Here is a 13,014-nt window from a genome sequence, read left to right as displayed (position 1 = left end):
TTCAATTCAAAGTATGGAATTAAAAAGAGTTGTAGTAACAGGTCTTGGAGCTATTACTCCTCTTGGTAACACCCTCTCAGAAACCTGGGAGGGTCTTATTAATGGGAAAAGTGGAGCAGGGCCTATTACTCATTTTGACGCATCCAAATTTAAGACACAGTTTGCCTGTGAAGTGAAGGATTTCGATCCGTTGCAAGTCATGGACCGGAAAGAAGCCCGCAAATGCGATCGCTATTCTCTTCTGGCTTTGAAAGCGGCTACTGACGCTGTGGAAGATGCTGCGATGGATCTGGAAAAAGAAAATCTGGATCGTATCGGTGTGATCTTTGCCGCAGGTATCGGTGGAATCCGGACTTTCGAAGACGAAGTGTTGGGATACGACGCTGAACGCGGTCCCCGTTTCAATCCTTTCTTTATCCCTAAGATGATTTCGGATATTGCAGCCGGCCATATCTCTATGAAATATGGTTTCCGCGGTCCTAACTTCGCTACTGTTTCCGCCTGTGCTTCTTCTACGAATGCCATAGGGGATGCCTTCAACTATATTCGTTTGGGAAAAGCCAATGTAATTGTTTCCGGTGGTGCTGAAGCAGCGATTACGCGTGCCGGTGTCGGTGGTTTCAATGCGATGAATGCGCTTTCTACCCGCAATGACGAACCTCAAAAAGCCTCTCGCCCTTTCAGTGCGAGTCGGGATGGTTTTGTGATGGGTGAAGGAGCAGGCTGTTTGGTCTTGGAAGAAATGGAACATGCCTTGGCACGTGGCGCTCACATCTATTGTGAAGTCGTTGGCTCCGGTATGTCTGCGGACGCCTATCACCTGACAGCTTCTCATCCGGAAGGATTAGGTGCTAAATTAGTGATGCGCAATGCCTTGGAAGATGCCGGCATGAAACCGGAAGAAATAGATTATATCAATGTGCACGGAACGTCTACTCCTGTGGGGGATATCTCTGAATCCAAAGCGATCAAGGATGTATTTGGCGACCATGCCTTCCAGTTGAATATCAGTTCAACCAAATCTATGACCGGTCACCTTTTAGGTGCTGCTGGAGCTATTGAAACAATTGCTTGTATCAAAGCAGTGGAAGAAGGAATCGTTCCTCCGACTATCAACCATGAAGAAGGAGACAATGATCCGGAGATCGACTACAATTTGAACTTTACGTTCAACAAAGCACAAAAAAGAGAAATCAACGCGGCTCTGTCTAATACCTTCGGGTTTGGCGGACACAATGCCAGCGTGATTGTAAAAAAGTTTGTGAAGTAACGTGTTTAAGCAAATAAATAAAAGAATAAGGCTCCTTAAGAATAAAGGCAAGGAGCCTTATTTGTCTATTTATAAGATCGTTGGTTTTTACCCCGACAACATCCAATTATACGAACAAGCCTTTCTGCATAAGTCCTCTTCTATTGAAGCGGGTGATGGGAAGTGGCTGAACAACGAACGGTTGGAATTCCTGGGGGATGCGATATTGGACTCTATCGTAGCCGACATCCTCTACAAAAAATATCCTTATAAGCGGGAAGGGTTCCTCACCAATACCCGCTCTAAAATCGTACAACGCGACAGCCTGAACCGCATAGCCGTAGAATTGGGCATTGATAAGATGGTACGCTTCTCTGCCCGCCTGAATACGCATAATAACCATATGTATGGGAATGCCTTGGAAGCATTGATCGGAGCTATCTATCTGGATCAAGGCTATCGGAAATGTTTTCGTTTTATCAAAGATGTGATCATCAACCGGCATATGAATCTGGAGAAAATAGCCCGCAAAGAGGTGAACTTCAAATCCAGTCTGATCGAATGGAGCCAAAAGAATAAGATAGAGATCTCTTTCGATCTGATCGAATCGTTTATGGACAATGAAGGGAATCCGGTATTTCAAACCGCCATTTGCCTGGCCGATAGGCAAATCGGCATTGGCATCGGTTATTCCAAAAAAGAGTCCCAACAGAATGCCGCGAAGATGGCTGTAAAAAAACTACGTACAGACAAAGAATTTCAACAATTTGTATCGGAACTCAAGAAACACAACACCGGAGAGCTTGCTGCCGACCAGGAATTTGATGAGCTTCCGGATGAGAGCGAGAATAACGAGTAGTGATTAGTGGTTAGTGATTAGTGATTAGTGTTTAGTAATGAATATTTTACTAATCACTAACCACTAATCACTAATCACTATTGTATTATCTTCCAAAACTAATGCCCATCCTTTTTCCCTGTACAATCAGTTCGTGGTTGGATGTGACAAGTTTCAGTTTACCGGCCACTTCTTCGAGGGGGACAGCGTCTACCCGATCGCCTTTGATGCAGACCATGCGTCCGAATTCTTTGTTTGCTATCAGTTCGGTGGCATATCCTCCCAAGCGGGTCGCCAGGTTGCGGTCAAAAGGAGAAGGGTTTCCTCCCCGTTGAATATAACCAAGTACTGTATCCCGGGTTTCAATGCCTGTTCCTTCTTCGATGGCGTGGGTAATATAATCAGCCGGACGTTTGTTATCCGGTGTCAACAAGCCTTCTGCCACCACGACAATTGAATAGGGTTTTCCCCGGCGGGCACGCTCCAGGATGGTTTCACTCACCACTTTCATATCATACCCCAATTCGGGAAGCAGGATCACATCCGCCCCTCCTGCCATGCCGGCATATAAGGCGATCCAGCCCGCATGATGGCCCATTACCTCTACCACCATCACCCGTTTATGGGAGCTGGCGGTCGAATGAAGGCGGTCGATCGCCTCCGTAGCAATGTTGACAGCCGTGTCAAATCCAAAGGAGATATCCGTTCCCCACACATCGTTATCGATCGTTTTGGGTACCCCTATGATGGGCAGTCCTAACTGAGAGAGCACATGGGCAGTCTTCTGTGTGCCGTTGCCACCGATGCAGACCACGGCATCCAGCCCCAGTTCCTGGTAATGCTGTTTGACGATCTGCGGCATTTCACTCATATCCGACTTGAGTTGTTTACGCAGGCCTTTTTCCCGGGAAGTGCCCAGGATCGTTCCGCCCAGGTTCAGGATGCCGGAAAGGCTTCTTTCATCAAATACTTCTACATCTTTGGAGAGTAAGCCGGCAAAACCACTGTGAATGCCGATCACCTCCATCCCATAATGCATAATGGCCGTTTTACCTACGCCCCGGATGGTGGCGTTAATGCCCGGACAATCGCCACCGGAAGAGAGTATCCCTATTTTCATGTTCAAACAAATTTGTAGTAAGCAAAGATATAAATAATAAACAATATGGCTACCTTTGCGGTTCCATTTGAAAAACAGAAGCCTATGGATTTTTTGACAAGCATTGTTTCTCCGTTTTTCCTGCATCGCCAGGGGAATATCGGAAAATATGCCCAGGATACAGACCTTATCCAGGCCAAACAATTGCGTAAGCTTCTGAACAAGGCAGCCCATACGGAATGGGGGATGAAGTATGATTATAAAAGCATGCGCAACTATAACGACTTCCGCCAGCGGGTGCCCTTGCAGACCTATGACGACCTGAAGCCTTATATCACCCGGATGATTAACGGAGAAAAGGATGTGCTCTGGCCCTCTGTCGTTCGCTGGTATGCCAAAAGCAGCGGTACGACGAATGATAAAAGCAAATTTATCCCCGTCACGAACGAAATTCTCTGGCGTTGTCATTATAAAGGAGGGGTCGATTGTGTCGCCCTTTACTTGGAAAATAACCCCAAAAGCCGTTTCTTTTCCCGCAAAGGATTGATACTTGGAGGCAGTCACAGCCCTTCCTCTTTAAACACACAGGCGCATCAGGGCGACCTCTCTGCTGTGTTATTGCAAAACCTCAATCCCCTGGTCAATCTTGTCCGTGTACCTCCCAAACGCATCATCCTTATGGACGAATGGGAAAGCAAGATAAAAGCCATTGTAAACAGTACCTGGAACAAAGACGTGAACAGCCTTTCCGGTGTCCCTTCCTGGATGCTCGTGCTTATCCGGGCTTTATTGGAGAAGACCGGCAAGCAATACCTGACAGAGGTATGGCCCAACCTGGAGGTCTTCTTTCATGGAGGCATCAGCTTCGAACCTTACCGGGATTTATATAAATCGCTTATCCCTTCCGATGAGATGCATTATATGGAAACATACAATGCTTCCGAAGGATTTTTTGGCATTCAGAACGACCTGAGCGATCCCAGTATGCTGTTGATGCAGGATTATGGGGTCTTCTACGAATTCATTCAATTGGATGAGGTCGGCAGTGACAACCCGAAGGTCATCCCTCTCGAAGAAGTCGAAACGAACGTGAACTATGCCATGGTGATCAGTACCTTGGGTGGACTTTGGCGGTACCAGATAGGGGATACGATACGCTTCACCTCCCTTTTTCCGCATAAGTTTGTGATCTCCGGCCGCACCAAACATTACATCAATGCCTTTGGAGAAGAACTCATGGTCGACAATGCCGAAAAGGCCATCTCCCTCACCAACCAGCAAACCGGTGCCAAAGTAAAAGAATATACCGCTGCCCCCCTCTTTCTATTAGACAAGGGCAAAGGCTTGCATCAATGGTTTATAGAGTTTGTCAAAAGCCCCGACTCACTCAAAGAATATGCCCGGTTATTGGACGAAAACCTGAAACGCCTCAATTCCGATTACGAAGCCAAACGCTACAAAGACATATCCCTCCAACCTTTAGAGATCATTGCTTCCCGTGAAGGTGTTTTCTATGAATGGCTGAAACAAAAAGGCAAACTGGGCGGACAACATAAAATCCCCCGCCTGAGTAATACCCGGGAAATGATTGAAGAACTGCTTCTTATCGATCGAAAATAGAGGTGTTTTGTAAGGACTTTTCTATTGCCGATGGGCATCGGCAATATAGACGATGCTGTTCAGCAATATTGCCGAACGTGATCAGCAATATTGCCGATGCCCATCGGCAATAAAATATCCTCCATCCTCCCGACTTATCCAACCGCCGGAAAACCGGTTTTATCCAAAATAGGTATGCACTCAACTCTTTGGACAAATTTACATGGTATAATGGATTATATGTAAGTTTCGGTTACGGAGGGTGTATTATATTTGTTCTTTTAATCTTTAAATCATAGAAAATAATGAAAGCATCTAAATTACTATTCTTGTTTTTTATTCTGTTTTTTGTCTCATCTAAAGGGTTTGCATATACAGAGAAGAATCTCTTGCAAAAGAATGCTGATTATGAAAAAGTAAAAACCTCTCTCGTGTTGCACCAAAAATGGGTACGTTATCCTGCTTATGACGATCGTGCCGGCTGGGATAAACTAATCGGTGGCTTGAAAGAGAATTATATCACTCAGGGAGAGAAACAACTCGATTATGTCTGGCAGGTGGTGACGGCCGGTAACTACCTGGAATTCGAACGGAGCGGCAATCGGACGGTTATGGAACGTCCTCTCAATAATAACCTGCAGGTCATGTACGATCTGTTTATGGCCGAACTGGCCGAGGGGAAAGGACGGTTTATCGATCAGTTGATCAATGGGGTGTTTCATACTTGTGAAATGACTTCCTGGGCGCTTTCTGCACACCTGAATGCGCAGACCACGCATCGCTCGCTACCCGACTACCGGGAACATTATATCGACCTAATGGCCGGTGATGTAGGTGCTACACTTTCCTGGATGCATCATTTCCTTGCTCCTTCTTTCGATAAGGTCGATCCGGCTATCTCCGAGCGTATACGGCATGAACTTCGTACCCGTATCATGGAACCGTATATGAACCAGGATAATTTTTGGTGGATGGCAGCGAATTATAAACCCGGAATGATGATCAATAACTGGAACCCGTGGTGTAATTCGGGTGTGTTACAAACATTTCTTTTGATTGAAAACGACCGGGAGAAACTGGCGAAAGCTGTTTGCCGGACGATGGTGTCTGTCGATAAATTTATCAATTATACACACGATGATGGTGCTTGTGAAGAGGGACCGGCTTATTGGGAGAGTGCTGCCGGGAAAATGTATGATTATCTGCAGATTCTATCCGACGCGACAAACGAACAGGTGAATATTTTCAATGACCCGTTATTGAAAAGAATGGGCGAATACATTGTTTATTCCTATATCGGTGATGGATGGGTCGTTAATTTTGCGGATGCTTCAGCCAAAGGAGGGGGTGATCTCGGGCTGATCTATCGTTATGGGAAAGCTACCGGTAGTGCATTGATGATGCAACATGCCTCTTCGGGCGTTCCGACCTCAGGACGCAAAAGCGCGTTGGCCCGCTGTGACGTATACCGGGGATTCCAGGCGTTGGAGTATGCCGAAGAGCTTGCTTCTTCTTCCGCGACCTCTGTTACACCGCCTGTTTATACCTGGTATCCACAAACTGAGTTTTGTTATATGACAAACAAACAAGGCTTTTTCGTTGCTGCCAAAGGGGGATTCAATGATGAAAGCCACAACCATAACGATATCGGTTCGTTTGTTCTTTATGTAGATCAGACACCTATACTGATTGATGCAGGGGTTGGTACTTATACCCGGCAGACATTCAGCAGCGAACGCTACACGATCTGGACCATGCAGAGTAACTATCATAATTTGCCGGTAATAAACGGAGTGCCACAGGCTTATGGCAAGAAATACAAAGCAACCGATGTGACGTTTAATCCCCGCCGCATGTGTTTCTCTTCGAATATAGCGACTGCTTATCCGCCGGAAGCAAAGGTAAAGGAGTGGATACGTTCGTATACGCTTAAAAGTTCGGGTCTGACCATAGAAGACCGGTTTGATCTGGAAGCAGCAGAGCAAGGAAATCAATTGAATTTCCTGACTTGTGGTGATGTGGATACTTCCCGTCCGGGTGAAATTATCATTCGGATGAAAGACAAAAAAGTAAGCTTGGCCTACGATAAAAATACATTCATTCCTGCTGTAGAAACAATCACCCTGGAGGATCCCCGTCTTTCCAGCGTATGGGGCGAATCTCTATACCGTATCTCCCTTGATACGCAAAAGACTCCGGTATCGGGTGCTTACCGTTTTGTGGTGAAGAAAATAGATTGATGTATCTGTTTTGACCGACTTTATTTTGCCGATGTATTGGTGTTCAACGAAATAATCCTATATTTGGAGCAAATAATCCCAAATACTAATTTTATGCGAAATTCTATTCTGTTACTTTCGCTGGCAATCCTGTTAGGGTTGTTCTCAGCTTGTGGGGAGACCTCCCCGTACAAATACGAGTCGGTTCCCAATGATCCGATGAAAGCCCGCATCTATACGTTGGATAACGGTTTGAAGGTCTATATGACCGTAAATAAAGAAACACCCCGTATCCAAACCTATGTAGCTGTTCGGGTAGGTGGGAAAAATGACCCGGCCGAGACAACCGGCTTGGCTCACTATTTTGAACATTTGATGTTTAAGGGAACCGAGCAGTTCGGTACACAGAACTATGAGCAGGAGAAACCTTTATTGGATGAGATCGAAAGACTTTTCGAGGTATACCGTAAAACGACTGACGAGGCTGAACGGAAAGCTATTTACAAACAAATCGACAGTGTTTCGTATGAAGCTTCCAAATTCTCAATCCCGAATGAATATGATAAATTGATGTCATCAATCGGAGCCAAAGGGACCAATGCTTATACTTCTTTCGACCAGACGGTGTATCAGGAAGATATACCTTCCAATCAGATTGAAAACTGGGCGAAGATACAGTCCGACCGCTTTAAGAATAATGTAATCCGTGGTTTCCATACCGAATTGGAAACAGTCTATGAAGAGAAAAATATGTCGTTGACAAGCGATGGCCGCAAGGTGAGCGAGACATTATTATCGATGCTCTTCCCCGATCACCCCTATGGATTGCAGACAGTACTCGGTACCCAGGAACATCTGAAGAACCCTTCGATTACGAATATCAAAAACTATTATAAGACATGGTATGTGCCTAACAATATGGCCATTTGTCTTTCCGGTGATTTTGATCCGGAAGAGATGATCCGGGTGATCGATACCTACTTCGGCGATATGCAAGCCAATCCGAATCTGCCAGCACAGCCTGCCGTACATGCCTCTCCTCTGAAAGAACAGATGGTCAAAGAAGTATTGGGACTGGAAGCAGCAAACATTAATATTGGATGGCGTATGCCTGGAGCTTCAAGCCCGGAGAGTGATATGATGATCCTGGCACGCAGTATCCTGAATAATGGAAAAGCCGGTTTGTTGGATGTAAACCTGAACCAACAACAGAAAGTGTTGAGTTGTTATGCCGGTGGCTGGACGATGGCCGACCATACGATGTTTATGATGAATGGCCGTCCGAAGAGCGGACAAACATTGGATGAGGTGAAAGCCCTTTTGTTGGAACAAGTCGACAAACTGAAAAAAGGAGACTTCGACGAAGAGTTGTTGGAAGCGACCATCAACAACTACAAACTGGGTGAGATTTCTCGTTTGGAATACAATACGGCACGTGCTTCCATGTTCCTGAATTCGTTTATCAATAATATCCCTTGGGAAAAACAAATCAGCCAAATGGATCGGTTGAGCAAAATTACCAAACAGGATGTTGTTGATTTTGCCAATGCCTATTTTACGGATAACTATGCGGTTGTATACAAACAAGAAGGTAAAGACCCGAACGAGTTGAAAATTGAGAAACCGACAATCACACCGATCGAAACGAACCGGGACAAGACAAGTGAATTCCTGGCAGCGATTCAGGCGACAGAGGTGAAACCGATCGAACCTGTTTTCATTGATTTCGAAAAAGATATGCAGAAGTTGAAAACAAAGAATGGTATCGAGGTGCTTTATAAACAAAACCAGACAAACGATATCTTCTCTCTGTTGTACGTATTCGATATGGGTAATAACCATGATAAGGCTATGGGAACTGCCTTTGAATATATGAAGTACCTGGGAACAAGTACAAAGAGCCTGCAACAGATCAACGAAGAATTCTATAAATTGGCTTGTTACTTCGGTGTATCTCCGGGTAGCGACCGTACCTATGTGACATTGGAAGGCTTGGCAGAGAAGATGCCGCAGGCAATGGAACTGTTTGAAGAACTCCTGGCCGATGCTCAGGTCAATGCAGAAACCTATGCCAACCTGTCTGCTGATATCCTGAAAAGACGGGCGGATGGTAAACTGAACCAAAGCCAGAATTTCAATAAATTGATTCAATATGCTATCTGGGGACCTCAATCGCCTACGACTCATGTGTTGAGCACGGCAGAGATTCAGGCGATGAACCCACAAGAGCTTGTCGACCGTATCCACAAGATCAATTCATACGAACATAAGATCTTGTATTATGGACCGGATAAGACAACGGATCTGTTGGCTACTATCGAAAAATATCACCGCGTACCGGAAACACTGAACCCGATACCTGCAGGTGTTGAGTTTGTGCAACCACAAACCGCTGCAAACAATGTTTTACTGGCGCAGTATGATGCCAAACAGATCTATTTCTCTGCGGTATCTAACCGGGGTGAATCTTATGATCAGACGATACAGCCTACATTGAATATGTATAACGAATATTTTGGGGGAGGTATGAATGCCATAGTGTTCCAGGAAATGCGTGAAGCACGCGGACTGGCTTATTCTGCCGGTGCTTTCCTTATCACTCCTTCTAAATTGAAATATCCTTATATCTATCGTACATTCATTGCTACGCAAAACGATAAGATGATCGATGCCATGAAAGCATTCGATGATATTATCAACAATATGCCTGAGTCGGAAAAAGCCTTCAACCTGGCCAAAGACGGTTTGATTACCCGTATGCGTACGGAACGTGTGACCAAATCCAATATCTTGTGGAGTTATCTGTATGCACAGGATATGGGTAGAACAGATGACGGCCGCAAACGTTTGTACGAAGAGGCACAGACAATGACATTGGCTGATGTGAAAGCCTTCCAGGAAAAATGGGTGAAAGGACGTACCTATACTTATTGTGTATTGGGTGATGAAAAAGAACTCGACCTGAAAGCATTGAGTGAATATGGCCCGATCAAGAAACTAAGCAAAGAAGATATATTCGGATATTGATCCGTTAACAAACAAAAAAGGGGAAGCACATCGTGTGCTTCCCCTTTTTTTGTTCTCTAAAGAGATCTTTATCTTAACAAAGAATCCGGACAAAGATTGTCTTTTTCAATGTCTTTGAAGTAATTATAGGTTCCCACTTTGATATCGGCACAAGCCGCTTCGTCGGCTACGATAATGCCTTTCGGATGTAATTGAAGGGCTGTGATTGTCCACATCTGGTTGATCGATCCTTCTACTGCCTGTTGAAGGGCACGTGCTTTGTTATGTCCGTTTACCATGATCAATACTTCTTTGGCATCCAAGACCGTACCTACACCTACGGTCACCGAGGTTTTAGGCACTTTGTTCACGTCGTTATCGAAGAAGCGGGAGTTGGCAATGATCGTATCGGTGGTTAATGTCTTGATACGTGTGCGGGAGCTCAAGGAAGAGCCGGGTTCGTTGAATGCGATATGTCCGTCGGGGCCAATGCCACCGAGGAAAAGATCGACGCCGCCAACTGCTTTCATCTTCGTTTCGTAAGCGGCACATTCTGCTTCCAGGTCAGATGCGTTTCCGTTCAGTATATTGACATTCTCTTTCTGGATATCAACATGGTTGAAGAAGTTATTCCACATGAAAGAGTGATAACTCTCCGGATGGCTCTGGGGCAGTCCCACATACTCATCCATATTGAAGGTGATCACATGTTGAAAAGAGATAATTCCTTTTTTGTTGAGTTCAATCAAGTTTTTGTACATGCCTAAAGGGGAAGAGCCGGTAGGCAGACCCAGGACAAAAGGTTTCTCCGCTGTCGGGTTTGCTTTTTGAATCTTGGCCGCCACATAGTTGGCTGCCCACTTAGACAGTTGATCGTAATTAGGTTCAATAATAAGTCTCATAGCATTTTTTATTTAATTCTTAACTCTTAATTCTTCATTTTCAATTTCTCCGCCATTGCCTTTCCGAGTTCCAGACAAGCGGCATAATTGTCTGTTTGCATGCCCTGCTTTTGTTCCACAGGCATACCGACAGTTTCCCATTTCATCTCTTCTCCATAGGCGGCCAGGCGTTTGACAGCGGCACCTGCCCAGGTAAATGAACCGAAATAGCCATAGAGCCGGTTTTTTATCTCCCGGTGTTGTATCTTATGTAAGATGGATTCTACCTCCGGGAATAACTGGTTCGAATAGGTGGGAGATCCCACGATAACGGCTTTGTATTTGAATACATCTTTCAGTACGTACGAGGCATGGGTCTTACTTACGTTGTGCATCACGATGTTTTTCACTCCGTGGGCCGACAAAGAATAGGCAATTGCCTCTGCCATCTGTTCCGTATGTCCATACATACTGCCGTAGATGATGACGGCACCCTCTTCGCCTTCGTACCGGCTCAATTGGTCGTATATCGCTATGGCCTTCTCTTTGTGGGTACGCCATACCGGACCATGGGTGGAACAGATCGTTTCAATCTCCAGCCCGGCCAGTTTTTGCAATGCTTTTTGTACCGGATTACCATATTTGCCGACGATATTGGCATAATACCGGATCATCTCCTCCCAATAAAGGTCTACGTTCATCTCGGTATCGATCACACCGCCATTCAATGTGCCGTACGTGCCGAAAGCATCTGCGGAGAAGAGTATCTTATCCGTTGCGTCATAGGTCATCATCACTTCCGGCCAATGCACCATGGGAGTCATATAAAAATGAAACACATGATGACCGACAGCCAGTGAATCGCCTTCTTTGACTTCATACAATCCTTCGGTGATACCATGAAATCCTTCCAGCATACCGAACGTTTTACTGTTTCCGATAATCTGTACGTGCGGATATTGTTGACGCAGTAAGCGGATACTGCCCGCATGATCGGGCTCCATATGATTGACGATCAGATAATCCAACGGACGTCCTTCCAGGGCATCTGCGATCTTTTTCAGAAAGATATCGGAATAACAGACATCTACCGTGTCTACCAACACGGTCTTTTCGTCTACGATAAGGTAGGAGTTATAAGAAACGCCGTAAGGTAACGGCCACATATTTTCGAAAAGGGGTTTCTGCCGGTCGTTTACCCCGACATAATACACCTTATCAGCTATTTCCTTTAGCTTGTACATTTTTGTTTAGATTTTTATTTTTTAGGGCGCGCCAGACAAAATAAATGCCGGCTAATACAAATGGAATACTCAGCCATTGACCCATATTCAAAGTCATCGTGGCTTCAAAGTCTTCCTGGATATTTTTTACAAATTCGATAAAGAAACGGGAACCAAAGATACAGATGAGGAAAAGACCGAAGATAAATCCTTCTTTTTTCCAGGCGTCTTTTTTGAAATAAAGCCACATACAGAGGGCAAATGTCAACAGATAACAAATCGCTTCATAGAGTTGGGTCGGATGGCTGGGAGGGGTGAATATAGGAGCTGCTCCCATTTTCCAGGCATGCAGGTTCTCAATGAAACGAAAGCCCCAGGGCAGATCGGTCGGATGACCATAGATCTCATGGTTCATCAGGTTACCCAGTCGGATCATGGCTGCCACCAGACCGGTGGGAACGACCAATTTGTCGAATGTCCACAGCATACTTTTGTGTGTGACACGTTTCGAATAGAAGTAGATGGCAATGATAATACCCAAGGTACCGCCATGGCTGGCTAATCCGCCTTCCCACACTTTCAGTATTTCAAAAGGGTTGGCCAGGTAATGTCCGGGGTCGTAGAAGAGGCAATGTCCCAAGCGGGCACCGATTATCGTACCCACCATGGTGTAAACAAACAACGAATCGATCCAGGGTTGAGGGAGCTTTTCCTTTTTCCACATCTGGGCAACTATCATGTAACCGATAGTAAAACCAATGGCAAATGCCAATCCATACCAGCGTATTTCTCGTGATCCGATGGAGAAAAGTTCGGGGTCGGCGGTCCAGGTGATGAAATTGAGACAATTGACAATTGATAATTGACAATTGACAATGAAAGATTCTACCATATTCCTAC

Annotated in this window: 9 protein-coding genes; 5 read left to right on the top strand and 4 right to left on the bottom strand. The window is 45.3% G+C overall.

Annotation, left to right across the window (positions count from 1 at the left end; genetic code table 11):
- Window positions 1-13: 13 nt before the first annotated feature.
- Together fabF and rnc are read left to right on the top strand one after the other, a co-directional pair.
- A complete protein-coding gene (gene fabF, locus D0T51_RS06855; RefSeq protein ID WP_163727052.1) occupies window positions 14-1,270 on the top strand; it encodes a beta-ketoacyl-ACP synthase II in 1,257 nt (418 codons plus the stop codon).
- 1 nt (window position 1,271) lies between these two features.
- Entirely contained in the window at window positions 1,272-2,108 is an 837-nt protein-coding gene (gene rnc, locus D0T51_RS06850; RefSeq protein ID WP_163727049.1) for a ribonuclease III, read from the top strand.
- An 85-nt stretch (window positions 2,109-2,193) separates the two neighbouring features.
- Here the strand turns inward: rnc and D0T51_RS06845 are convergent, their stop codons facing one another.
- Window positions 2,194-3,207, bottom strand: a complete 1,014-nt coding sequence (locus tag D0T51_RS06845) for an ATP-dependent 6-phosphofructokinase (protein WP_163727046.1) — start codon at window positions 3,205-3,207, stop codon at window positions 2,194-2,196.
- An 84-nt stretch (window positions 3,208-3,291) separates the two neighbouring features.
- Between D0T51_RS06845 and D0T51_RS06840 the strand changes: the two genes are divergently transcribed.
- The 3 genes from D0T51_RS06840 (at window position 3,292) to D0T51_RS06830 (ending at window position 10,031) form a co-directional block, all read left to right on the top strand.
- A complete protein-coding gene (locus tag D0T51_RS06840; RefSeq protein WP_163727043.1) occupies window positions 3,292-4,806 on the top strand; it encodes a GH3 auxin-responsive promoter family protein in 1,515 nt (504 codons plus the stop codon).
- Window positions 4,807-5,090: 284 nt separating this feature from the next.
- The gene (locus tag D0T51_RS06835) at window positions 5,091-7,025 is read left to right on the top strand and encodes a heparinase II/III-family protein (RefSeq protein WP_163727041.1); all 1,935 of its coding nucleotides are present in this window, start codon (window positions 5,091-5,093) and stop codon (window positions 7,023-7,025) included.
- A gap of 93 nt (window positions 7,026-7,118) precedes the next feature.
- Window positions 7,119-10,031 (top strand): pitrilysin family protein, encoded by a 2,913-nt coding sequence (locus tag D0T51_RS06830; RefSeq protein WP_163727038.1) that lies wholly within the window; start codon window positions 7,119-7,121, stop codon window positions 10,029-10,031.
- Window positions 10,032-10,099: 68 nt separating this feature from the next.
- Here D0T51_RS06830 and nagB read toward each other — a convergent pair whose 3' ends face one another.
- From nagB to lgt, 3 genes are read right to left on the bottom strand one after another with little or no spacing between them, the layout of a single operon-like run.
- The gene (gene nagB, locus D0T51_RS06825; RefSeq protein ID WP_163727035.1) at window positions 10,100-10,912 is read right to left on the bottom strand and encodes a glucosamine-6-phosphate deaminase; all 813 of its coding nucleotides are present in this window, start codon (window positions 10,910-10,912) and stop codon (window positions 10,100-10,102) included.
- A 26-nt stretch (window positions 10,913-10,938) separates the two neighbouring features.
- Entirely contained in the window at window positions 10,939-12,135 is a 1,197-nt protein-coding gene (locus D0T51_RS06820) for an FprA family A-type flavoprotein (protein WP_163727033.1), read from the bottom strand.
- Window positions 12,110-13,006 (bottom strand): prolipoprotein diacylglyceryl transferase, encoded by an 897-nt coding sequence (lgt, locus tag D0T51_RS06815; protein ID WP_163727030.1) that lies wholly within the window; start codon window positions 13,004-13,006, stop codon window positions 12,110-12,112. The genes D0T51_RS06820 and lgt overlap by 26 nt, the downstream gene beginning before the upstream one ends.
- Window positions 13,007-13,014: the final 8 nt, after the last annotated feature.

Source organism: Parabacteroides sp. 52, assembly GCF_010500925.1.
GTDB lineage: Bacteria > Bacteroidota > Bacteroidia > Bacteroidales > Tannerellaceae > QVMG01.
The sequence above is the reverse complement of the archived record's forward strand: the minus strand, read 5'-3'. Positions and strand labels throughout refer to the sequence as shown.

Bases quoted from the DNA above. Each gene is read 5' to 3' on its own strand.
- fabF (WP_163727052.1), top strand. From the start codon at position 14: ATGGAATTAAAAAGAGTTGTAGTAACAGGTCTTGGAGCTATTACTCCT.
- D0T51_RS06845 (WP_163727046.1), bottom strand. From the start codon at position 3,207: ATGAAAATAGGGATACTCTCTTCCGGTGGCGATTGTCCGGGCATTAAC.
- D0T51_RS06840 (WP_163727043.1), top strand. From the start codon at position 3,292: ATGGATTTTTTGACAAGCATTGTTTCTCCGTTTTTCCTGCATCGCCAG.
- D0T51_RS06835 (WP_163727041.1), top strand. From the start codon at position 5,091: ATGAAAGCATCTAAATTACTATTCTTGTTTTTTATTCTGTTTTTTGTC.
- D0T51_RS06830 (WP_163727038.1), top strand. From the start codon at position 7,119: ATGCGAAATTCTATTCTGTTACTTTCGCTGGCAATCCTGTTAGGGTTG.
- nagB (WP_163727035.1), bottom strand. From the start codon at position 10,912: ATGAGACTTATTATTGAACCTAATTACGATCAACTGTCTAAGTGGGCA.
- D0T51_RS06820 (WP_163727033.1), bottom strand. From the start codon at position 12,135: ATGTACAAGCTAAAGGAAATAGCTGATAAGGTGTATTATGTCGGGGTA.
- lgt (WP_163727030.1), bottom strand. From the start codon at position 13,006: ATGGTAGAATCTTTCATTGTCAATTGTCAATTATCAATTGTCAATTGT.